This is a genomic window from Rhodococcus sp. BP22, from assembly GCF_014281965.1.
Lineage (GTDB): Bacteria > Actinomycetota > Actinomycetes > Mycobacteriales > Mycobacteriaceae > Rhodococcoides.
This window is the reverse complement of sequence record NZ_JACFTB010000005.1, coordinates 223,587-246,573: the sequence shown is the minus strand read 5'-3', so window position 1 is coordinate 246,573 and position 22,987 is coordinate 223,587. Positions and strand designations below refer to the sequence as shown.

The window sequence follows — 22,987 nt, the reverse complement described above, 5'->3', positions numbered from 1 at the left end:
CCGAAAAGTCATGCGAAGGCTGCCGCGACGCTCTCCGACAACAGATCACCGTGGTGCGTGCTGAGCCCGTTACGCAAGCCTGCGTCCGCCTCGCATGCCTCTTCCCAACCCTTGTCGGCGAGCGCGCAGACGTAGGGCAGCGTCGCGTTGGTCAACGCATAGGTCGACGTCCGCGGGACAGCGCCCGGCATGTTCGCGACGCAGTAGAAGACCGACTCGTGCACCCGGTAGGTCGGGTCGGCGTGCGTAGTGGGAACCGAATTCTCGAAGCAGCCGCCCTGGTCGATGGCGATGTCGACGAGCACCGAACCATGCTTCATGCGCTGAACGAGACTGTCGGAGACCAACATCGGCGCTCTCGCCCCGGGTACCAATACCGCCCCGATCACCATGTCGGCGGCAAGAACAGCCTGTTCGAGCTCGAAGGAGCTGGACGCGACCGTCTTGACGCTGCCGTGGTACAGATCGTCGATGCCGCGTAGCGCCTTCACGTCGAGATCCAGCACCGTGACGTCGGCGTGCATGCCGTGCGCGATGGCGACGGCGTTCCTTCCCGACACGCCTGCACCGATGACGACGACGTTCGCCGGACGCACCCCTGGCACTCCTCCCATGAGCACGCCGCGGCCTCCCCCGCTGGCCATCAAGTGGTAGGCACCTGCTTGCGGTGCAAGCCTGCCCGCAACCTCGCTCATCGGTGCCAGCAGTGGGAGTGATCCGTTCGGGGCAGTGACGGTCTCGTAGGCGATTGCGGTGGTGCCCGATGCGAGCAATGCGTCGGTGCAGGGCTTCGACGCGGCCAAATGCAGAAAGGTGAACAGGACCTGATCACGCCGGAGCAGTGCGTACTCCTCGGCGATCGGCTCCTTGACCTTGAGCAGCAGGTCGGCCGCGTCCCACACCTTGGCAGCCTCGGCGAATATCTGCGCGCCTGCCGCTTTGAAGTCGGTGTCGCAGAACGACGAACCGACGCCTGCTTCGGATTCGACGATCACTTCATGTCCGTGCGAGACCAATTCGTGTACGCCCGCCGGGGTGATGGCCACTCGATACTCGTTGTTCTTGAGCTCGCGAGGAATTCCGATCTTCATGGTGGCCTCCTGAATAAACATTCGACGGATTACCACAATTGTGAATTATAAAGAGAAAGAGGACCAACACATGTGAACATAATTCTGTAGATTGAGATTATGGGATCGAATAATTCAGTGCAGGACGGTCAGCCAGGTCGTCTGCCGAATGATGTTCGGCTCACGGCAAATACACGAAATACCCCACTCGACGACATCGACCACATCCTCATCGACGTTCTTCGGCACAACGCCCGCACACCCAACAATGCTCTTGCTGCGGCAGCAGGTATCGCACCGTCGACGGCGCTGGGACGTGTGCGCTCCCTCGTCGAGCGCGGAGTCATCCGCGGGTTCCATGCCGACATCGATCCCGAAGCCCTCGGGCAGGGCATCCAGGCGATGATCTCGGTGCGCTTGCAGGCGGATGCTCGGCGAAGAATCAACGAATTCGGTGAGCAGATCGCGGCGCTCGAGGAGACTCTGAACATCTACTTCATCGCAGGGGCGGACGATTTTCTGATCCACGTATCGACAGTGGACACCGCCGCATTACGCAACTTCGTCGTAGACAACCTCAGCGCTCACCCAGCCGTCGCCGCCACCGAGACGGTTCTGATATTCGAGCACATTCGCCCGCGGAATCCAGCCGTCTGAAACCTGGATCAGGGAGCGGGCGGGAAGAGCGGCGGCAAGGTCGGCAGCGTGAAGTCCGGCAGGCCGGGGATCAGGGGTGGTGGGGGCGGAGGTGGCGGTGGAGGTGCGACCTCAGCTTCGGAGGACTGCTCCGAGGTTTGCTCCTCGGTCACTTGCTGGCGCGTCGGTTCGGCAGTCTCGGGTTCGGGCTCGACAACCGGAGCTTCCGGAATGGTCCCTGCGGGCGGCGGCGGAGGCGGGAGAGGAATGACCGGGGGTGCTGCTGGCGGTGGCGTTGCTGCCGTGCTCGGGGTGGCCGGCGGCTGCGTCACCGCGGTCTCGACGACAGCAGCCGTGTTGGGACGCGTCACGACGAATCCAGATACTGCGATCACCGCTGCAGCAGCAACTCCGACTACGGACCACGCCCGAATTCGACGTCGCTTACGCACGTCTTCGTCTTCACCGTCGTCTTCCTCGTAGTCCGCGTCCAGCCAGTAGACCTTTTCGAGCGCGAAGTGTTTCGGGGCGGGCGAAGCCGATTCGACTTCCCTCGCGTCCGACGCAGGAGCAACGGCAGGTGAGGCAACAGTAGGAGCTACGGGCGGGGCTTTCGGCGGATAGAACGGCCGTGCACCCGTGTCTGCAGCAGGTAAATTTTTCCGCGCGGTCGGAATCGCTTCGACAGGTCGAGGCGCAACGAAGGCAGCCACGGGTACAGGCACAGGCTCCGGTCGGACCGCCGCTGCAGGAGTGGGGCGCGCAGGCATAGTCCGGGGTGGAACATCCTGCGGGTACGCCGACGGACGCGCCGAGAGTGCTGCGCCACGGGCCGAGACAGTTTCCGGCTCGTTCGGAGTGATCGCCGGCAAATGCAGAGATGGGCCGACCCGTTCACGAACGAGCGGGATACGCGACCCACCACCGATGAGAACGACGGCGTCGATAGGAACATTTGCTTCGATGAGAACACTGCGTGCGAACTCGATGGCCTGATCGATGTGATCGGCGATCAATGCCTCGAAGTTGTCCCGCGAGAGCAGGATCATGCCGCTTTCGTCGGGCAGGCACACCGCGTCATTGCTCGACAGCCGTTCCTTGGCCACACGGCACCGACGCTCGAACAAGTCCATGTCGGCGGCATCGCTCGGCTTGCCGAGGCGTGCGAGCTGATTGTCACGAAGGAGTTCGTCGATGAGATCTCCGCTGAACGCACTGGAGCGTTGCGTGACGACGACTCGACGGGCCGCCAGGTTCACGACGCTGACGTTCAGACCCGAACTTCCCAAGTCGAACAAGGCGACGGTCGAGAAACCCGCAGCTTCACCACTGACGACGAGGTATTCGAGGACCGCCTCGACCTCGGGCACGAGGCGGTAGTTCTGCAGGTGCTGATTCTCCAGAGCGCGGTGCAGCGTGTCTGCCTGATGTGCGTCCCGGTACGCGACGCCGGTCGTCATCGACGGCTCGGACTCGGCGGCCAGCGCGCTGATCGACTCAGCGGCCAGGTACTCGACGTGATCGTCGACCGTGTCGATGACTTGATTGTGGAAGAACAACTGCTGAGGGGCTTCGAGCAAACGGGTAGACGAGACGCGAGCATTGGCCGTCCCGTTGCGTGGCTGAGCCATACGCACGGCGTGGGCACCCATGGACACCCCCAACAACACAGTCATCTCTCTTGCCTCGCTTTGCGGTAGACGGTCTGACTCCGATACTCGCCCCATCGGGTCACGCTACCGGGTGTGTGGCCGAAGTGCGGCGTGGCCCCGTCAGCGCTGGGGTCAATTCACATCCGAGTCGTCTTCGGCCACATAGCCGTCGTCGTAGTAGAAACCGTCCTCGGTGTACTCGATATTGCCGGTATCCGGATCGGTGCCTGGTTCGACGGGATCGAAGGTGTCCACCGGCTCTGGCACAGGCCCCGGCTCGGGCATCGGGATCGATTCCGGCAGCGCAGGCACACTCTCGGCGACCGAGGAATTTCCAGCAGGGATCGAACCGGGATCGATTCCGATCCCGGGAGGAGGGGCTGTATTGCCTCGTACCGCGACGATTGCCCAGACCAGCAGAACCACCGTGGCTACTGCCCCCAGCCAGGAGGCGTCCTTTACCGACCACTGGACACGACGGGGACTTCGCGACGCGGGGACCGTCTTCATCGGCTCGGGAACTACAGCCGCCTCTGCCGGCTCGGGAACTACAGCCGCCTTCGGAACTACAGCCGGCTCGGGAACTACAGCCGCCTTCGGAACTACAGCCGGCTCGGGAACTACAGCCGGCTCGGGAACTACAGCCGGCTCGGGAACTACGGCAGGAGGCGTGCTCGTATGATGCTCCGCCAGCAGCGTCGCAAGAGTCATCGTGGGAGCGATCGGTGCGGCCTCTAGCGCTGCACCTTCCGCGATGACCGACATCGGTGAATCCGGAACGATGACGTCGACGGCCCACCTGCGTTCGACGAGTGACCGCACGATCGGCATGTGCGAGCCACCACCGATGAGTAACACCGCATCCGGAGTCGATGGGGCCGCCCACGCGAGTGCTTGAAGGATCAGCGGAGCTGCGGCGTCGTCGAATTCGTTGCGAGTGATCAGCACCGGCCCGTTGTTCGGCGCGCGGACACCCGCAGCGGTGCTGAGCATCTCTTTGAGGTCGCGGAAGAACACGCGGTATTCGCGTTGACCTTCGGAGCCTTCGGCGGGGGGAAGGATCTTCTTGGCCATGACGACTTTCTCGACTATCCGGTCGAGTGCGTCACCCGACAGGATCGGAGTGCGTCGACTTCGAGTGACGTCGCCTGCTGCTACATCCAACGTGAGCGCGGTCGTACCGTTCGTTCCGAGGTCGAGCACCAGCAATGCCCGCGCCGTCGCGAGCTTCCCGATCGAGCGCGCGTAGGCGAGCACCGCCGATCCCTCGTCGACCATTCGAATTGTGGAGGTTTCACTACTGTCGAGCGACTCCAGGAGCGAGGCCACTACGTCCGAATCGCGTCCGGTAAGTACGACATCGTCGAACGGTCCGCAGTCGGCAAGCTTGCCGTTCAGGAGCCAATGGGCTCCTTCGGCGTCTATCGAATCCTCGATGCGGCGTCCGTCTCTGAGGTAAGAGATCCGGACGACACTCGGCTCCACGGCTATGCCGCAGACTCCACTCACCGGCACTGAGTTCCTTCATTTATTGGCCCGACGAAGCCCTCACTGTACTTCTTCACCCCACCTACCTCAGGCGCATACGGGCAGGACAAGGCCCCACACAGCCGTGATGCTCATCTCGATTGAAATCCGGATCCCAGGGAAACCTGCTGGTCGGAAACCAATCCAAGAGCAGCCGAACGATTCAAGCCACCGCTTCAAAACAATCTACTATATTGTTTGGGAAGGTCTGGGGAGACAGCTGGGTTGCAAACATCGATGTATTGCAAACCAACAGTCAGTACGAGGCCGTCCGGTCTCGGAAAGTTACGAGATTCAGTGGAGGTTCGTATGGAAACACTCAATGCTGCAGATGTGGCCAGGATTCGCGAAGTTCTGGACAAATTCGGGAAGCTTCCACTACCAGCTTCGGACATCGAGGACTCGGCCGATCTCTACGACAGTGGCCTCACCTCGCATGCCAGCGTCAACGTCATGATCGCTCTCGAGGACGAGTTCGATATCGAATTCCCCGATGCCATGCTGCAGAAGGCCACGTTCGCCAGCATCGAGTCCATCGCCACAGCCGTCGCACAGCTCACGGACTGAGGGCTATGACCACCGCTTACCGGGACGCCATCGACATCTCGAACATGTCCGAGGTACTGACCACGGTGCGTTCGTTCGCCGATGAGGTCGATCGCGATGCACGATTCCCGACCGAGTCCATGGAGGCGATCCGCCAATCCGGTCTCCTCGAGGCAGGCATTCCCGCGCACTTCGGTGGCGGCGGTCTTTCCCTTACCCAACTCGCGCATATCGCACGATCACTGGGCGCAGAATGCGCCTCTACGGCAATGATCTTCGTGATGCATCAGTCCCAGGTACTGAGCATCGTCCGGCACGGCAAGTCCGACGCCATGGAATCGTTGCTGCGTCGGTTCGTTCTCGAACGTCCGCTGGTGGCCTCGGCGACCACTGAGATCAACATCGGTGGTGACGTGCGAACCAGCGGGTGCGCGGTCGAATACGACGGCGATCGGATCACGTTGTCGAAAACCGCGCCGGTGATCTCCTATGGCGAATACGCACAGTTCGTCCTCGCAACGGCTCGCCGCTCGGTGGACAGTCCCCCGAGCGATCAGGTGTTGGTCGTCTGCGAAAAGCCGGATGTCGTGCTCGAACGCACCGGCGACTGGGACACCCTCGGGTTCCGTGGAACCTGCAGCCCCGGATTCCAACTCGAAGCAACTGCCACGACGTCGAGCATTCTCGGTGACAGCTACGGCGATATTTCCGCGCAGACGATGCTGCCTGCCGCGCATGTGCTCTGGAGTGCCGCGTGGCTGGGTATCGCTGATGCGGCAGTCGCCAAGGCGCGCAAGTCCGTTCGCAAGGCTGCCAGTCGCACGCCGGGAGTCACCCCGCCGAGTGCACTTCGGCTCGCCGAGCTTTACGTCGTGCACGAGCAGCTCGTCGACGCGGTATTCGGCGCGGCAGCCAAGTACGAGGCCATTGCGGACTCCCCCGGAGATCTCGGTGCTATCGGATTCGCGGTGCGGATCAACAACCTCAAGGTGACTGCGTCGTCACTCGTCATCGACATCGTCGGCAAAGCGTTGCAGATCTGCGGCATTTCCGGCTACCGACAGGACTCCGACATGAGCATCGGTCGTCACCTGCGGGACGCGCACGGCTCCGCCATCATGGTCAGCAACGAACGCATTCTCGGGCACAACTCCCAACTTGCGCTCGTCTACAAAGGTAACTGAATGACTGCACACGCGAACCCCACCGAAATTTCCGAACTCGATTCGGCGCGAGCACGATTCCGCGAGGAACTCGTTGCCGCCGAACTTCTCGTACCCAGCTCGGTGGAGGGTCTCTACGGCCGCTCGGGTGAGTTCGAGGACATCATCGACAGAATCGACGAGGTCGTCGACGCAGCTGGACGGTCCGAGCACGGATTCTCGGCTCCGCGATTCCGCTTCCCACCGGTTTTCCCGCGGGAAGCATTCGAGCGCACCGATTACATCGCCTCGTTTCCCAATCTGACCGGTGCCATCAACACCTTCGACGGTGACAACAAGGCCCATGCCTCGTTGCTCGCGGACCGCGCCGAAGGCAAGGACTGGGATCACCACCTGGAGTCCGCAGGCACCATGCTCGTTTCGGCCGCATGCCACCCGTCGTACTCGATGATGACGGGCGTACTTCCGGAAGACGGTCGGTTGCTCGACATCTACGGTTACTGTTTCCGCCACGAGCCAGCTGTGGATCCCGCACGGATGCAAGCATTTCGGATGCACGAGTACGTTCGTGTGGGCACTCCGGACGAGGCCATCGCGCACCGCGAACGCTGGGTGGTGCGCGGCATGGAGGTGCTTGCCGACCTCGGCCTCGAAGCCGAAGCCGTCATCGCCAACGACCCGTTCTTCGGACGCGCAGGCCGCATGTTGGCTGCGAACCAGCGCAACGAGAACCTCAAGACCGAACTCGTCGTCAAACTCTACGGAGATCTCGACGACGGCACCGCTGTGGTCTCGTGCAATTGCCACCGTGACCACTTCGGTCACACGTTCGGAATTTCCACGGTCGACGGCGAACCCGCACACAGCGCGTGCGTCGGCTTCGGTATGGAGCGCATCGCACTGGCGATGTTGCGCACCCACGGCCTCGACAGTCGAAAGTGGCCCGCTTCCATTTCCCGCTGAGCGAACGACAACCAACAACGAGGGGATCGTCCTGTGAGCACCCGAAGTACGGCAGAGCGGAACATGGACACCTCTCATGTCGACGTGAATCCGCATACTGCCGGCGGAAAGTACTCGACGTGGTTCGGCCCCGAATCGGAAAGCTTGTTCGGAACCGTGCATGTACCCGCGGGTGGGCGCGCACGGGGCGGTGTAATCCTTTGTCCGCCATTGGGTAAGGAGCAGGTCGACTCTTACCGCGGCTTGACTCTGCTTGCGCAGAAGCTGTGCGATTCGGGTTTGCTCGTGCTTCGGTTCGACTACTTCGGCACCGGAGATTCCGCCGGCGATCAGGACTCGGAAGACATCGTCTCGAGGTGGACCCGCAGCATCGTCACGGCCGCCGGGTTCGTGCGCGCAAGCGGGGTCGACGCGGTGGCGCTCGTCGGATTGCGCGCCGGCGCACTACTGAGCGCTTCGGCGTTCTCGCAGGCCGGTCCACTGACCGCAGTTGCCCTGTGGGACCCGGTCGTTCGTGGTCGCTCCTACATGCGTGAGCAGCGTGCCCTGTATTCGGTCAGTGTCACGCAGGACTCCGAGGAGGACGCGCGGGTGTCGATCATCGGTGCCGTGCTGCACCCGGATGTGGCCTCGGACCTCGCGGCTCTCGACATCTCCAAGCTCGAACCGATCGCGTGCCCTGTACTTGTCGCCACCCGCCCGGAACGCGCTGACGCCAAGCCCCTCCGGGCCCTGGTGGAGAAGCAGAACGCCGAAGAGCACACCCTGTCCGATCACGAACTGTTTCTCGAACCTTCGGATTTCGAGGTGGTGCTGCCCACCGCGGACATCACCCATCTGACTCGTTGGCTCTCGGACCGCTTCGACGGCAGTGATGCACCGGTATCAGTGCCACTGCGTGATCACGCCGAGTTCGGCAGCGGCGAAAGTACCGTGGTCGAGACGACGCAATCCCTCGGGCCGAACGCCCTGTTTGCCATCAGGACCACCTCCCCGTCGTGCTCGACGGGCGGACCGACCCTCGTTCTCTACCCGACCGCGAACGAACACCGAGTCGGACCTGTCCGGCTGTGGGTCGAGATTGCCCGTTACCTTGCTGCCCAGGGTGTTTCGGTTCTCCGATTCGATCGCCGCGGCACCGGCGAAAGTGGCCCGGTGTCGGACGACGAGATCACCGAGCTCTACAGCGAAAAAGGCAACGAGGATGCACTGACGGCAGTGCAGCAATCAGGAGCTGGACCGCGCAACGTCATGGTGTCCGGGATGTGCTCGGGATCTTGGTATTCCAGCTTTGCGGCAGCCGAACTCGGCGTGAATTCCGCGGTCCTGTTGAACAGTCTCGACTGGACCACCAAACGGCTCGAATTCGTCAAGCGTTCCTCGATGGTGCACGAGGACAAAGGCTTTGTCGCGTCCGCATTGGATCGCCTGCACCATGTCGGCGTGCGCGTGAAGAACGCCATGCAGCCTTCGATGCCGTATCGCGTGTGGTTGTGGCTCGGGTTGCGCGGTCTCATCCAGGTTCCGGAGATTTCTCTACGCAGGTTGGAGTCGAAGAACGTGCGAACCACTGTCCTTCTGTCTCCGACGGACACTGCATGGTTCGTGGACAACCGCGGCCCGGAGGGAATGCGTCGACTGCGTAAGAAGTCCGACACCCGACCCGGCTCGACGACGGTCAAGTCCTTCGAGGTCGGCGATCACTCGCTGTACAGCCGCGATCTGCGGGAAACGGTTCGCCGAGAGCTCGTCGACGCGGTGAACGAGGCCTTCGACATGGAGATCGGCTTGCCCGCGCCGCCTGTACCCGTGCGGTGGCAGCCTCTGTGAAACACCGCGCCCCGAAGATCGCACCACCGCGACACGACAATCTCGAGCGGCTCCAGTGGTATCCACTCGAGCCGGTTCGTTGGGACATGGGCCTCATGTCCCACACGATGCCGATCCAGAAGGTCAGCCAAGCTCAGATACCTCATCCTGTCGAGGCCTTGGGCTCGGCGGACCCGCAGTTACCCGACGAGGCCGCGAATGGCAAGAGTTCCGACCGCAACCTGGCACTGAATTCTCTGGCGTTGATGCTGTCCACCGTCATCACCGGTGGCCTCGGGTTGCTGTTCTGGGCTGCAGCCGGCCGCTTGTACCCGGTGGCCGAGGTCGGCAGCGCCTCCGCGGTGATCACCTCGGCCGTCATGCTCTCGACATTGTCCAACCTGAGCCTCGGATCGATGTACGAGCGGTTTCTGCCCGATTCCGGCCGACTGGCAAGGTCTTTCGTCGTGCGCGGTTACCTGACGATCACTGCGTTCGCGTTCATCCTCGGGTGCGTGTTCCTGCTCGTCGCGCCGGTCGACAAGATGTTCACCAGCACCGCCGAAATCGTCACTTTCCCACTGTTCGTTGCGGTACTCGCGGTGTTCGCGCTGCAAGATCAGACGTCGTCCGGGCTCGGAGTCGCACGCTGGGCAGCGGCGAAGAACGTCTTTCATGCCGTCGTGAAATTCGGTTTGCTTCTTGCTTTGTTCGCGACGGCTCGGAGCACGTCGATCATCGCGGCTTGGGCCATCCCTGCGGTCATCGCGTCGGTTGTCGTTCTTCGCCATATCCTGCGCGCGCTGCGAACCGAGCCGCGATATCAGTTGGAACCCAATCTTCCGCCGCGCCGCGAACTGTGGTCGTACTTCGGATCCGCCTATGGCATCACTGCACTCGGTTCACTCGCTCCGCTGCTGATCCCGATGATTGTGGTGGCCACGTTGGGCACCGAGAGCAACGCGTATTTTTCGTTGACCTGGTCGATAGTCAGTGCCTTGTACATCCTGATCAGCGTCCTCGTGGGCCCGTTCGTCGCCGAGGTCGCCGCACACCCGGATCAATTCTCGCGATTGACCAAACGTTTCATGACGATGGTCGGCGTCGTGGCGTTGGGTGGTTCGTTCTTCCTCGCGTTCATTGCACCGTTCGGGTTGGGGATCGTGGGGGCGGAGTACCGCGAGAACGGCACGATCATCGTCCAACTTGCTGCGTTCACCATTCCGCTCTCGGTCGTGGGATCGCTCTACGACGGCCTTGCGCGTGTCCAACGAAAAATGCGGCTGGCTGTCGTGGTGCAGGTGATCGCGACGTCGATCATCATCATCGGCTCGCTGAGCCTGTCGTCCTCACTCGGCATCGCCGCTGTCGGCTGGGCATACCTGGCGGCCGAGGGATTCGGCGCACTCGTGTTGATCGTGCCGCTGATTCGATGGATCAGGCTGTTGTCGCATCATGACGGCCCGCCTCCACCGGAGGACCCGCTTCCTCCCGCCCCGCCCGGGCCACGCCCGTACCCGACAGGCCTGGCCGAACGGCCGCAGCAGTTCGCGAACGGTGATTACGCCCGCGAGTACAGCACCAGCGGTGCGCATCACATCGATTCCAGGCCTCGCATCTTCGACCCTGGCCGTATCCACGCCCCCTACCGTCGGCCGGCACCGGAGAGTGGCGCGCCATGAGCCGAAACGCGATCACGTACAAGGCAACTGCAATGGATATGTTGCGGTCGGATTCTCGGCTCATCGGCGGGCTCGGGCCTGCAGATTTCGGTGGCATCGAACGTGTCAGAGCGCGCCTTCGCAAGCTGGCCTCCGCGGGCCCTGCTGCCCGACTGGGCCTGCGCGTCACGCCGTCGACGCAGCAGTGGGTGTACGAACCCGACGCTGTCTGCGCGGACGTGGAATCCGCGCCGCCGATCACGGCAGCGGGTATCGCCGATGCCCTCGTCGAACTCTCGTCGACGGCGTCCACGGACGTCCCGTTGCGTGGCCGCCTTGCCGGTGAGTACCTCCTTCTGGATCTGTCGCATGGATTGAGCGATGCGTTGCTGCCGGTAGAGCTCTACGCCTATCTGGCCGATCCTTCCGAGAATCCCCCTCTCCCTGCCTGGGCGACGGCACCCGTTGTGAAAAGTCCTCTGCCACGGGCGTTCACCGGCTGGGCTGTTCGTAATCCATGCAAGGTCGGCGCTGTTCTGTCCGGACGGCTACGTGCCTCATGCTCTGCTTCGACGTCGACCAGAGCAGAGACCACTGCAGTGCCGAGACGCATACCGTGGACTCGATCACCCGCGGTGGCAACGGCGACGTCACGGGCAGGCGCTCCGACGGCACTTCGCCGCTGGCGTGATCGCAACGCCCCCGACCTGTCGGTAGCATCGATGCTGTGCGGTGCCGTCGCGAATGCAATTGCTGCACAAGGAATTTCCGTCGCACAGTCACTGACCTTCCTGTTCGATTGCAGACGTTATCTTCCGAAAAGCGATCTGGTGCTCGGGAATTTCGCGGTCGGAATCGACTTTCACGGCCTCGATCCTGCATCCCCACGCGCGGTCCACGGTGCCGTCGCCCACGCTATCGACAGTGGACGTCCGCTCGCGGCAGGGGCGTTGAGCGCGTTGTCGTATCTGCGTACCCGCGCGGCGTTACCTGCCACCGCGGTCGATACCGTTCCGGCGAACGCCGACGCCCGGCTGACGTTCTCCGACATCGGGCGGATACGGCAATTGGACGGCATCACATGGACCACGGAACCTGGGAAGAGCCGGTTCTATCCGCTCAGTGAACCTGCGCTCCCCGACTCGGTGGTGATCACGTCCATGCACGTCCGCGATACTTTCCAGGTGTCGGCGTCGTTCCACGGCAATGTCTTCGACGTCGAAACCGTCCAGTCCGCCTTGGACGTAGCATTGTCCGATCCCATCGCTATGCTCAGCGGCCAGGAGTGACCACCATGAGTACTCAGCTTCGACAAGCCCGCGCAGCGCTGCAGGGCAAGCCGACGACGGGTCCCGACGCTTCGTTGTGGGCCCGGATCGGCTATTGGGCAGGCCTGGCGGTGCTGCAGGTTCTTCTCGTCGAATTCGTCGTTGCCGCATCCTGGCGCGGGCTTTACAGCTACCGCACCAACTTCGTCAGTGAACTCGGTGTCGCGTTCTGCGGGCCGACCGGCAATTGGCCGTGCAGCTCGCTGTATCCGTTGATGAACGTGTCCATCGCACTGTTCGGTCTTTCCCTTGTCGTCGCCGCGACGGCATGGATGGTCACCGGTGTCGTCGACGTCCGCGGCGGTATTCTCCTGTGCGTGGCCGGGTTCGGCGGCATTGTTGCCGGGGTAGTGAACCAGGGCCTGAATTACGGCGTGCACTCATTCGGCGCGACCGTGTTCTTCGTCGTCGGAAGCCTCGGGCTGATCGTCGCCGGTGGTCACCGCTCGCTCCGCCGCACGATCGGTATCACTGTGACGACTCTCGGCGGGATCGCACTCACCGCGACGTTGTTGTACATCGGCGGTCACAGTGTCGGAATCGGGATCGGCGCCGTCGAGCGAATCGTCGTCTATTCCATCCTCGCCGGGACAGTGATATTGGCGGTAGCGCATCGCTCGACGGCTCGCCGCATGAAGATCGTGTCCTCCGCTGCTATATCGAATCCTTTCGGAAAACGATGACGCAACAGGTAGACCCGATGACCGTCGAGTGTTCCAGGCTCCCGTCACCAGGCTCGACTCCGCCGCCGAAGAGCAAGCTCTGGTCTCGTCTACTGAGCGTCGCGGTAGTTGCGGCAACGGTGGCAGTGTCGGGCACGGTCGCCTATCGAGAGTTGTGGGTGCAGCCGAGCGAGGGCAAGGAAGAATCCGACGCCAGCGGAAACGGCAGCGAGTTCACCGTCTACGACCAGTTCGACGCCGCTCGCGGTAGCGCTCTCGACTCGAGCAAATGGAGTTACGACACCGGCCGAACCGGGTGGGGAAACAACGAGAAACAGGACTACACCGACTCGACGGACAACTCGGCTCAGGACGGGTCGGGCAACCTCGACATCTCTGCGTTGGACACTGCCGGCGGATACACCTCGGCGCGGGTGACGACGAAGGACAAATTCGAGTTCACCTACGGTCGCGTCGAAGCTCGCATCAAAATGCCTGCGGGCCAGGGACTCCATCCGGCGTTCTGGCTGCTGGGCACCGACATCGATTCCGTCGGCTGGCCGATCGCGGGCGAAATCGACGTCATCGAGACGCTCAATGCCGCCGACAACTACCACTCCGGCATCCATGCCCCGCAGGCCGACAGCCTGAACAGCCAGAAGTCGGGCACGTCGGGAATTCCGGTCGAACCGCTGTCCGAGGACTTTCATACCTACTGGGTCGAACGGTCGCCGGACAAGGTCGTCACGGGCATGGACGAGACCGTTCTCTCTACGATCACACCCGCCGATCTGACCGGCGGTGACGAATACTGGGTGTTCGACAAGCCGTTCTATCTCTTGTTCAACGTTGCGGTCGCAGGAGACTGGCCGGGACCGACCACTGCACAGACGAAGTTTCCCGCCACGATGTCCGTCGACTGGGTTCGTTACCGAACCGACTGAAGCTCTTCTGCACCACCATGGCTGTATCGAAAGGATCTCCCCCGTGTTGAACCCCGCACTCGAAAGATTGCAGTCGCCGGAATGGGACGGCGCACTCTGGATCGGCGACGTCGACATCGAGCACGAGCTGCCAGAGTCCCTGTCCCTGTCGGATGCGGAGGGGTATTCACGTGCACGGCTTCTCGTTCGGCACGGCATGGACCCGATGGGGTTCGTGGAGCTTCCGATCCTGGACGGCTGCGTCTGCGTCGACACTCTCATCGAACGCGTGCGCAAACTCGACGTCGTAGATCCCGGAGAATCTCACGCTACCGTCTCGGCTCTGCACCCGCTCGAGCCTGCTGTCTCCATCGTGATCTGCACGCGCGATCGGATCGATCATCTGCGCGGGGCGTTGGCATCGGTGCTGGCGGTGGACTACCCGGACTTCGAGGTCGTCGTCGTCGACAATGCGTCGCCGACGAACGCGACCGTCGATTACGTTCGGTCACTGGCAGATCCACGGGTTCGTGTCGTGTCCGAGCCCATCGCAGGGTTGTCCCGTGCACGAAATACAGGTCTGCGTGCCGCCCGACACTCCATCGTGGCGTTCACCGACGACGACGTGGCCGTCGACTCGTTGTGGCTTCGCAGCATTGCCCGCGGATTCCGACGCGGCGATCGGGTGACGTGCGTATCGGGGATCGTCCCGAGCGGGGAGATCCGAACTCATGCGCAGGCCTACTTCGATCGACGCGTCGGCTGGGCCAGTTCGGTGACGCCTCGGATCTACGACCTCGCGCATCCTCCTGCGGACGTTCCTCTGTTCCCGTTCCAGGTCGGTATGTACGGCACGGGCGCGAATTTCGCCGTCTCCCGCGACCGCATGTTCGATCTCGGTGGATTCGACGAAGCATTGGGCGTCGGGTCCCCGACCAATGGCGGTGAGGACCTCGACATGTTCTTCCGCGTGCTCATGGCAGGGGACCAATTGGTCTACGAGCCTGCGTCGATCGTGTGGCATCGTCATCGCGCAGATTCGGACGCACTCGCGGTCCAGGCTCGCGGGTACGGGCTCGGGCTAGGGGCATGGTTGACGACGGTGGCGACGGATCGCCGGGCCGCATCTCTCGCGGTACGCGTCGCGGTGCGAAGGCTGGGTAGTGCCGTCCGCTTGTCGGTAAAGATGAGCAAGGTCGCCTCTCCCCCGGACGATCTCGCTGCGGATCTGCCGGACGGGATAGGCCGGATGGAGCTGCTGTCCATCGCCAAAGGTCCGGGTGCATTGCGTCGGAGTCGACGCGAGGGCCGCGTCCGTACACCGTTGTCGGCGGTGAGCCGTGTCCCTGTCCTCGACTGATGTCCGCGACGCCACCCATCGAGCGTCGACGTCGCGGCGCCCTGACATTCGATTCGCCGACGTAGCAGTTCTTGCCGCCGTCACCGCTTTGGTGGCGATGGCACCGCTGCCCGCCCCTATTCGTGCTGCTCTTCTCGCGGTGACCGTGTTCACCGGGCCCGGATCGGCGATTCTGACCTGGATCTACATTCCGCCGCGGGCTCGACTTGCCGCCGTTCCCATCCTGAGTCTTGCGTCCTTCGTTCTCGTCACGACGGCAGCCATGTGGGGTTACCAGTGGTCACCTCGTTGGATCACCGCGATCGTGGCGTTGGCGCAGCTCGGATCCTCGGTTCTCTGGTATCGCAGGCACAGCGAATGGCCTGACGTGCAGGGGTGGCGAGAGTGGGCTCGGCAGTCCTTCTCGCGTCAGTCGATTCGCGGACGCGTACAGCGCGCCGCCGAGATCGTATGGGATCGAGAATTCCTCCGTCAGAATGTCGCCGGCCTCTTGCTTGCGCTGGCCGTCGTGCTGTGGCTGCCCGCCCTGCCAGGGCTGGAGAGCGCCGGTTATTCACAGTTCGGGCTTCTGTCCGCCGGCACCGGTCCCATCTTGGTCATCTGCATGGCCCTGGTGGTCGTCGCTTTTCTGACGGCGGTTCGCCGTCATCAGTTGCGGATCGCTGTTGCTGCTATCGGTGTGGCCATTCTCGTGCAGCGCGTGACGGTCACGCTCGTGACCGATGCTCCGGTGTACGAGTGGACGTACAAGCACGTCGCAGTCACCGAATACATTTTGGCGTTCGGGGCGTTGCCGCCCAATGGAATCGACATCTACTCGCAGTGGCCCAGTTTCTTCGTGGTCACGGCGTGGTTCGGTCAGGTCAGCAACCTCGGAATCCTCTCCCTCGCGCACGTCTTCGCACCGATGATTCACGTCCTCACTGCGGTGTTCGTTTATTCGCTCGCGCGGGTTCTGAAGCTCCGGCGACGCGTCGCGGTCACCGCGGCGATGATCGCGGAATTGGTGAACTGGGTCGGCCAGGACTACTACGCCCCGCAGGCACTCGGTTTCGTTCTCGCCGTGGGCTTCATGGTGTTACTGCTCGCCTCGATGCAATTGCGGGTGGCAGGGTTCCTTGCCATCATCCCGTTCGCGGCGTTGGTTCCTACGCACCAACTGACCCCATACTGGCTGTTCGCAGTCACCGGAGTTCTGCTCGTCACGCGGCGAGCCAAGCCGTGGTGGCTCATGTTTCCGCTGGCGATCATTCTTCTGGGTTATCTCTATCCCCGGTTGTCCATCGTCGCCCCGTACGGGCTGCTCTCCGGTTTCGATCCGGTGGAGAACGCAGCGAGCAATGTTCAGGCGCCGGGAATCCTGGGCAAGCAGGTGACCTCCCTGGTGTGCCGGGCCTTGTCGGCGGGTGTCTTTGCGCTGGCGATGGCATCGATCGTGTACGCCTGGCGAACCAAGAAGACGTTCTGGGCGCCGATGGTCATGGCCTTCGGTTCGATCGCTCTGCTCGCCGGGCAGAGCTACGGCGGCGAAGCGATCTTCCGGGTGTACCTGTACGCCATTCCCGGCTGTGCGTTGCTGATCGCCCCGATGCTGCTCGCCGCCCTCGACATGGAGCCGTCTGCGGCCCGTTCCACCCTGGGCAGAGTAGGCACCCGCGCCGCGATGGGAGCTGCGGTTCTGGGGACCGTCGGCGCAGCGACCTTCGGGTTGCAGGGTTACTTCGGCTTGTGGCCGTTGATCATCGAGAATCGTGCGCAGGTCGACCAAACGCGGGACCTGGTCGCGCAAGCGCCCGCGGGTTCGACGTTCACCCTGCTCTATCCCGCCGGCTACCCGATCAGGTCGACGGCAAAGTACGTCGAACAGGCCGAGGCGAACGAGTTGTTCGACGCGCCCCTGAACTATTACGGCCCCGAATACATGCTCGAGTTCCCGACGGCCGAGCAACTGAAAGCTTTCGATTGGGACGCGTCGCAACGCGACACGCCGTCGTACGTAATTCTGACCCGACAGTCGCTCGAGTCGATGAAGTATTACGGGTTCATGCAGGAGGGTGCTGCGGAGACGTTCGAGCGTTGGTTGCGGTCGAATCCTGCCTGGTCGTTGCTGTCACGGGACTCTGACACTCTCGTCTTCGAGCGGCCAGTGGATTAAACATTCAATTGGTATGAGCAACGTCTCATAACCAGCATTAGAGAATGTTTACGTGCAGCTTGACAATCTCAAAGCATCTTTTAAGGTATATGCAGGTCTAAAACAGGATGTCGCGTTCGAAAAACCGAACGTGCACTTGTCCAGTCTGTGGGATCCGCCGGGGGTCGCGCCGCAGATGTTTCAAGCCTAAGTCGGTTAACGCACCAATACCTGTTTGGAATGGGAATGAACTCCATGAACCCGCGCATCAGCATCGTGATCCCCACTCTCAACGAGGCTGCAAATCTGAGGCACGTTCTGCCGCTGCTTTCGCATGATTACGAACTTGTGTTGGTCGACGGCGGTTCCGTCGACGGGACCATCGATGCCGCTCGTGAGATTCGCGGAGACATCCGCATCATCAAGCAGACCCGCAAGGGCAAGGGCAACGCTCTTGCCTGCGGATTCGAAGCCGCAACCGGCGACATCATCGTGATGTTCGACGCCGACGGCTCTGCCAACGCGGACGAGATCCCACGCTTCGTCGACGCGCTCCTCGCCGGTGCAGATTTCGCGAAGGGCAGCCGCTTCACCGCGGGCGGCGGAAGCCATGACATCACTCCCCTGCGTCGCGCCGGTAACGGTGGCTTGCACCTGGTTGCGAACACGCTCTTCGGGACCAAGTTCTCCGATTTGTGCTACGGCTACAACGCATTCTGGCGCGATCTGGTGCCGGTACTGGACCTGCCGGCACTCGAGCAGGAGCACGCCGAGGGCGAGATGCTCTGGGGCGATGGCTTCGAGATCGAGACCATCATCAATTGCCGTTTCGCCGAGGCAGAGGTTCGAATCCAGGAAGTGCCGAGCATCGAGCTGGCTCGGATCTACGGCCAGTCCAACCTCCGCACGTTCTCCGATGGTTTCCGCGTACTCCGCACGCTGTTCACCGAACGTCTGCGTGCACGTCGGCTCGCCAAGCAGTCCATCCCACGCCCGAGCCGCAATACCAACGATGCGCGTACCGACATGGACCTGGATTTCGAGGCGTTCGAGGTCTTCGCAGAACTGAATTCGATTCCGCTGCACAAGAAATCGGCGTGAGCGAGCTCACCTCGTCGGTCGTCGTCTGCGCCTACACGCTCGATCGCTGGGAAGACCTCAGTGCGGCAGTCGATGCCGTGTTGGGCCAGTCCATGGCCGCGACGGAACTACTGGTCGTCATCGACCACAACGAGCGGTTGTTCGAGCGTGCGCGGGCCGAGTTTCTGCCTCGCAGTTCGGCCGTGAACGTTGTCGAGAACTCGCATCCGCGTGGCTTGTCCGGGGCTCGCAACACCTCGTTGGACCTCGCATCGGGTGACATCGTGGTGTTCCTCGACGACGACGCCGCACCACGCTCGGCCGAATGGATTGCATCGATTTCGGCGCATTACGCGGACCCCACGGTCTACGCGGTAGGCGGGTCCGCGCACCCGGTCTGGCCCAGTTCTCGTCCCGTTTTCCTACCGACCGCGGTCGCGGGAGAACCGGGTGAGCTGGATTGGATCGTGGGCTGCACCTACCGGGGCCAGCCCACCACTACCTCGACGGTTCGTAATTTGATGGGCGCCAACATGTCTTTCCGTCGCGCGCCGATCGTGGAGCTGGGCGGATTCATCTCCGGGATCGGCCGCATCGGGCGCATTCCGCTCGGCTGCGAAGAGACCGAACTGTGCATCAGGCTCCGTCAGACGCACCCCGAAGCGCAGATCCTCTTCGACCCGTCGATCGCCGTCGACCACAACGTCAGCGCCGATCGGACGCGGCCTCGGTATCTTCTCTCGCGGAGCTATGCCGAGGGGGTCTCCAAAGCTGCCATCGCTCGTCTCATCGGCCCAGGGGACGCCTTGTCTTCGGAGCGTTCGTACACGGCCAAAATTCTGCCACGGGCAGTTCGGCGCGAAACCGTTGCGGCGGCACAGGGAAACCCAGCCCGCTTGTGGGGTGCTCTCGCTGTCGTCGCCAGCCTTGGTGCAGCCGGATTCGGTTATGCACGTGGACGATTGAGCCGTACCTCCGGTTAGCGGATCTGCGCTCGCTTCACCGAGTTGAGCGCGCGCACGTGTCCTGCCGGCTTCGATCCCTCGCCGGTCAGGGTCACCGTTCGGCTCGCCCCTGCAGCGAGGTGGAACCACGAGTCACTGGTGTCGAATCCGCCGACGTCGATGCATACGTACTGAGCGGCCGAGTTAGTCGACACGGTCAGCGACCACCGACCTGACTCCACTGGCTCGACGCACGCGGACAGACCCACATCGTTCTGTCGAACTTGCGTCTCACCGATGAGATGAGTGGCCTCGGCGACTCGAACGCCTGCGAGGTCCACCAACTCCGCCACCACCGAAGAGTACGTCTGGGTCCCGAATCGATACGCGTGGTTGACGTCGGCGAACGTTCCGATGACCCGATCGAGAGCAAGCATCTTCGAACTGTGTCCCGCGAGTTCGATCGACTGTTCATAGGGCTCGCCGATTCGGCCCGTCGCGCCGTGCAGTGACACCCGAAGAATCCCGAGCAGCGGTTCCGATGTGTCGTCGACCATCTCGATGCTCAGACCGTCGAGACCGTCGTCGACGATGAACACCGCGATCGGGCTGCTGATACGCCCCAGGCTGTACCACGGCGCCTTCGGGTCTCCTGCGGAGTCCAGGAGCCCCCAACCGGCTCCCGGGACCAGGTCGCGGAGGGTCAGCACCAATGCGCCGCCACACTCGGATTCTGTTCTGCGCCAATGTGAATAGGATGCGGTGACGGCTTCACACACGGCTGCGCGGCCGTAGTCGAGATAGAGTTCGGCATCGGTTCGACGGACGAGGTGAGGGTCGACAGCGAAGATGGTTCGAACGTAATGATCTCGGACATCTTCGAAGTCCCAGGACGATCCGCGGTCGCGCGGCACCGCGGACTTCCACTCGGGATGATGACCGGCAACATTGGCGGAGCCGAACATTCGATCCACCGCTCGCCGCTCCGGCGGGATCGAGAACGCCAGGCATTCGGCAGCGAAACGTACACGCGCCGTGCGCACGTCGGCGATCGGCCGCAGATAGCCTCCGACACCGAAGTAGTGCGCAATTCCGTCACCGACGTGGGTGTGCAGTTCACCGGACGTCGACGACGGACTGGAGGTGACGTAGGCGGTACCGGCGAGACAGTCCTCGAGGATCTTGGGAATCACACTGTCCAGCAACGAGATCTGTTGATCGGCAGCGGCGATCCCCAGCATCGTGGGCTGTTGCTGCATCTCACTGCCACCACTGACGACGGCCAACGCCGGGTTGCCTCCGATGCTCGCGAACAGTGCTTCGAGTTCGCGTTCGACAACCTCGACGAATTCAGAGTCCTGCGGCGGATCGGTGGTGGCGAACATGGCATCCTGCCACACCATGATGCCCAATTCGCCGCAGAGGGACCAGAATTGACGTTGCTCGTACACCAGCGTGCCGACAATGCGGATCATGTTCAGTCCCGCGTCGCGCATACGCAGCAACTCCGCACGCAGGACTTCTTCCTCGACCCACAGGCGTGTCGGATCGAGAGGGGTCCAACAACCGCCGCGAGCGAAAACCCGAACACCGTTGACGCTCAGGTCCACCGACCGCCCATGCCGAAGCAACTCGGTTCGGCGAAAGCCGACCATTGCACTGTGCACAGGATCGTCGTCGACGGTGACGGACACGGGATACCGAACCGGCTCACCGTGCGTGTGCGGCCACCAGAGTCGGGCATCCGGGATGGTCACGGACACATCGAAATCCGAGGAGCCGACGGCGTAGGAGAACCGCTGCTCGCCGACGTCGACGGTGACAGTCGAGACCGTCTCGTCGAGATCTGCACGGACTCGCAGCACCCCGTTCGTCCCCTCGACCGTGGTGTGGAACCGACAGTGTCGCGCACGCGATCGTGGCCGTAGCGTCACCGGGCGCCACAAGCCGATCGGGGCAGGAACCGGTCCGTACACGGGGGCACGACCGAGCAGGGTGGTGCGTTCGTGCCGCAGGCCCTGCTTGTCCACAAGCGAGGATCGCCAGCGTCCTCGTGGCTTTCTACTGCCGAGGACGACGTCCATCGACTCGACACGCACCGCTATCTCGACGACGGGGGTACCGGCCGGGATATCGAGGGTCGTCGGTACGAACATGGATCGGACCTGGGCGGCCTCCGCGCCGCCGACCCAGATCGTTGCCCTCGTCGCGATGCCCTCGAACGTCAGAGTCGTAGCGACGTCGCTGGGCACCGACACCGAGGTGGTGTACCACCAGTCGAACGCGTCGAGGTCCGGCCGGTCCACCACCGAGGCGACGGTGCCGGGCACCAGGGCGACGCACTGCTCGGTGTCCTCACCGAACTCATCAGGATGCAGACACGATCCCGGTTCCGTTGCAGTCAGGTGCCACTCGGCGCCGTCCAGAAAGTCCTCGAGATCTCTGATCACCCAGTTATCTTGCACTCACAGAGCGATCGAGATGGCATCCATCGCCGCACTCCAGCTCGCGGTCATCTCCGCGAGTGGCTCTTCGAGTGACACCGCACGCCCGCGCGCGGCGCGGGCCATGCGGAACTGAACGGCTTTCGCCCCTTGAGCCACCTGCAGAAAATGAGGCACGGCCGCGCCGATACCGGCTACGCCGCGGGCCTCGAGGTACCCGCAGAGGTCTGCGGCGAGTTCGGCGCTCGCGCCGCACTGACGGAGCAGACCGAACGACCACAGATGGAATGCGTCGGGGCCTGACCGCTGGACCAGTGGGATATCGGCGATGACGCGTCGGGCAAGTGCGTCGACGGGGTTGTTCGACGGCCTCCGCGCGAAGTGCGCACGCGCGAGGTCGAGATCGCGGTCACCTGCACCGCTCGCGATGGTGTTGCGGCCGAGCCTGATCTGCTCGACGTACGGAAGCAGGGCCTCGGGGTGCGGAGTGGGGGCGAGATTGAACACGCCGTCGAAATCTGCGCCCGAAAGCTCGAAGTAACCGCGGTTGTGGAAGTAGCCGAGCACCTTCTCGGTTTCGTCGAGCGAGTTCGGAACGATGGTGGTCTTGGTGTGGTTGTTGCGGTAACTGGTGCCCGAGGTGTCGGGCAACCAGAAGCCGTCGACCTCCACGGTGACGAGCACGCCGTCCTCGAGCCCCTCGCGGATGTGGTCGAGGACCGGACGCCACACGTTCATCTCGTGCACGTCGATGCCGTAGAGCGCACGGAGATCCTCTGACTGCATCTTGACGAAGTCCCACTGCCGACCGTCGCAGTCGGCACTCAACACGAATGCCAACGCTGGAATGGGATCGGCGCCCAGCGAATGGAGGAGTTCGATCCACAGATCGACATAGCAGTTGGTTTCGGTCCATATACGGTCATGGGAGTGGATGGAATGCGTCGCGTACGTAGCGGGGGCAAGGCTCAGCAGGCGTAGTTCGGTGGAAGACCGTCGTACTGCCTCAGTAGTGCCCGTGCCGTCCGACGCGACCGCGTCGGCATACCTGGAGATGACCGAACTGTCTGACGCCACTGTGCCTC

Annotated in this window: 18 protein-coding genes; 13 read left to right on the top strand and 5 right to left on the bottom strand. The window is 62.8% G+C overall.

Features of this window, described 5'->3' with window-relative positions; translation table 11 throughout:
- Positions 1-8 precede the first annotated feature (8 nt).
- The gene (gene ald / locus H2510_RS12955; protein WP_186628712.1) at positions 9-1,091 is read right to left on the bottom strand and encodes an alanine dehydrogenase; all 1,083 of its coding nucleotides are present in this window, start codon (positions 1,089-1,091) and stop codon (positions 9-11) included.
- Positions 1,092-1,190: 99 nt separating this feature from the next.
- Between ald and H2510_RS12950 the strand changes: the two genes are divergently transcribed.
- Positions 1,191-1,727, top strand: a complete 537-nt coding sequence (locus H2510_RS12950; RefSeq protein WP_186628711.1) for an Lrp/AsnC family transcriptional regulator — start codon at positions 1,191-1,193, stop codon at positions 1,725-1,727.
- A gap of 8 nt (positions 1,728-1,735) precedes the next feature.
- Here the strand turns inward: H2510_RS12950 and H2510_RS12945 are convergent, their stop codons facing one another.
- Positions 1,736-3,382 carry an Hsp70 family protein gene (locus H2510_RS12945; RefSeq protein ID WP_186628710.1) on the bottom strand — a complete coding sequence of 549 codons (1,647 nt, stop codon included), beginning with the start codon at positions 3,380-3,382 and terminating at the stop codon, positions 1,736-1,738.
- Between the two features lie 108 nt (positions 3,383-3,490).
- Complete coding sequence (locus tag H2510_RS12940; protein ID WP_186628709.1) at positions 3,491-4,867, bottom strand: hypothetical protein; 1,377 nt, start codon at positions 4,865-4,867, stop codon at positions 3,491-3,493.
- Positions 4,868-5,194: 327 nt separating this feature from the next.
- On the opposite strand from H2510_RS12940, the gene H2510_RS12935 reads away from it, so the two are divergent.
- The 12 genes from H2510_RS12935 to H2510_RS12880 all read left to right on the top strand — a co-directional run bounded on the left by H2510_RS12935 (position 5,195) and on the right by H2510_RS12880 (position 19,497).
- Positions 5,195-5,452 (top strand): acyl carrier protein, encoded by a 258-nt coding sequence (locus H2510_RS12935; protein WP_186628708.1) that lies wholly within the window; start codon positions 5,195-5,197, stop codon positions 5,450-5,452.
- 5 nt (positions 5,453-5,457) lie between these two features.
- The gene (locus H2510_RS12930) at positions 5,458-6,615 is read left to right on the top strand and encodes an acyl-CoA dehydrogenase family protein (RefSeq protein ID WP_186628707.1); all 1,158 of its coding nucleotides are present in this window, start codon (positions 5,458-5,460) and stop codon (positions 6,613-6,615) included.
- Positions 6,616-7,557 carry an amino acid--[acyl-carrier-protein] ligase gene (locus H2510_RS12925; protein WP_136170100.1) on the top strand — a complete coding sequence of 314 codons (942 nt, stop codon included), beginning with the start codon at positions 6,616-6,618 and terminating at the stop codon, positions 7,555-7,557.
- Between the two features lie 33 nt (positions 7,558-7,590).
- Positions 7,591-9,387 (top strand): hypothetical protein, encoded by a 1,797-nt coding sequence (locus H2510_RS12920; RefSeq protein ID WP_186628706.1) that lies wholly within the window; start codon positions 7,591-7,593, stop codon positions 9,385-9,387.
- A complete protein-coding gene (locus H2510_RS12915) occupies positions 9,384-11,048 on the top strand; it encodes a lipopolysaccharide biosynthesis protein (protein ID WP_186628705.1) in 1,665 nt (554 codons plus the stop codon). The genes H2510_RS12920 and H2510_RS12915 overlap by 4 nt, the downstream gene beginning before the upstream one ends.
- Entirely contained in the window at positions 11,045-12,316 is a 1,272-nt protein-coding gene (locus H2510_RS12910) for a hypothetical protein (protein ID WP_186628704.1), read from the top strand. The genes H2510_RS12915 and H2510_RS12910 overlap by 4 nt, the downstream gene beginning before the upstream one ends.
- A 5-nt stretch (positions 12,317-12,321) precedes the next feature.
- A complete protein-coding gene (locus H2510_RS12905) occupies positions 12,322-13,038 on the top strand; it encodes a hypothetical protein (RefSeq protein ID WP_186628703.1) in 717 nt (238 codons plus the stop codon).
- Positions 13,035-13,961 carry a glycoside hydrolase family 16 protein gene (locus tag H2510_RS12900; protein ID WP_261392913.1) on the top strand — a complete coding sequence of 309 codons (927 nt, stop codon included), beginning with the start codon at positions 13,035-13,037 and terminating at the stop codon, positions 13,959-13,961. The genes H2510_RS12905 and H2510_RS12900 overlap by 4 nt, the downstream gene beginning before the upstream one ends.
- Positions 13,962-14,004: 43 nt before the next feature.
- The gene (locus H2510_RS12895; protein ID WP_315901363.1) at positions 14,005-15,300 is read left to right on the top strand and encodes a glycosyltransferase; all 1,296 of its coding nucleotides are present in this window, start codon (positions 14,005-14,007) and stop codon (positions 15,298-15,300) included.
- A complete protein-coding gene (locus tag H2510_RS12890; protein ID WP_186628702.1) occupies positions 15,281-17,455 on the top strand; it encodes a hypothetical protein in 2,175 nt (724 codons plus the stop codon). The genes H2510_RS12895 and H2510_RS12890 overlap by 20 nt, the downstream gene beginning before the upstream one ends.
- A 225-nt stretch (positions 17,456-17,680) precedes the next feature.
- Positions 17,681-18,535, top strand: coding sequence for a glycosyltransferase family 2 protein (locus H2510_RS12885; RefSeq protein ID WP_261392912.1), 855 nt, complete (start codon positions 17,681-17,683; stop codon positions 18,533-18,535).
- On the top strand, positions 18,532-19,497 hold the full coding sequence (locus H2510_RS12880; protein ID WP_186628700.1) for a glycosyltransferase family 2 protein: 966 nt from the start codon (positions 18,532-18,534) through the stop codon (positions 19,495-19,497). The genes H2510_RS12885 and H2510_RS12880 overlap by 4 nt, the downstream gene beginning before the upstream one ends.
- Here the strand turns inward: H2510_RS12880 and H2510_RS12875 are convergent.
- Together H2510_RS12875 and H2510_RS12870 are read right to left on the bottom strand one after the other, a co-directional pair.
- Positions 19,494-21,908, bottom strand: a complete 2,415-nt coding sequence (locus tag H2510_RS12875) for a glycosyl hydrolase 2 galactose-binding domain-containing protein (protein ID WP_315901362.1) — start codon at positions 21,906-21,908, stop codon at positions 19,494-19,496. The two genes, H2510_RS12880 and H2510_RS12875, sit on opposite strands and share 4 nt — an antisense overlap.
- A gap of 15 nt (positions 21,909-21,923) precedes the next feature.
- The gene (locus H2510_RS12870) at positions 21,924-22,877 is read right to left on the bottom strand and encodes a DUF1839 family protein (protein ID WP_222438722.1); all 954 of its coding nucleotides are present in this window, start codon (positions 22,875-22,877) and stop codon (positions 21,924-21,926) included.
- Between the last annotated feature and the right edge of the window lie 110 nt (positions 22,878-22,987).

Excerpts from the sequence above, each read along its gene's own strand:
- ald (WP_186628712.1), bottom strand. The coding sequence starts at position 1,091 with ATGAAGATCGGAATTCCTCGCGAGCTCAAGAACAACGAGTATCGAGTG.
- H2510_RS12950 (WP_186628711.1), top strand. The coding sequence starts at position 1,191 with ATGGGATCGAATAATTCAGTGCAGGACGGTCAGCCAGGTCGTCTGCCG.
- H2510_RS12945 (WP_186628710.1), bottom strand. The coding sequence starts at position 3,382 with ATGACTGTGTTGTTGGGGGTGTCCATGGGTGCCCACGCCGTGCGTATG.
- H2510_RS12935 (WP_186628708.1), top strand. The coding sequence starts at position 5,195 with ATGGAAACACTCAATGCTGCAGATGTGGCCAGGATTCGCGAAGTTCTG.
- H2510_RS12930 (WP_186628707.1), top strand. The coding sequence starts at position 5,458 with ATGACCACCGCTTACCGGGACGCCATCGACATCTCGAACATGTCCGAG.
- H2510_RS12925 (WP_136170100.1), top strand. The coding sequence starts at position 6,616 with ATGACTGCACACGCGAACCCCACCGAAATTTCCGAACTCGATTCGGCG.
- H2510_RS12910 (WP_186628704.1), top strand. The coding sequence starts at position 11,045 with ATGAGCCGAAACGCGATCACGTACAAGGCAACTGCAATGGATATGTTG.
- H2510_RS12905 (WP_186628703.1), top strand. The coding sequence starts at position 12,322 with ATGAGTACTCAGCTTCGACAAGCCCGCGCAGCGCTGCAGGGCAAGCCG.
- H2510_RS12900 (WP_261392913.1), top strand. The coding sequence starts at position 13,035 with ATGACGCAACAGGTAGACCCGATGACCGTCGAGTGTTCCAGGCTCCCG.
- H2510_RS12885 (WP_261392912.1), top strand. The coding sequence starts at position 17,681 with ATGAACTCCATGAACCCGCGCATCAGCATCGTGATCCCCACTCTCAAC.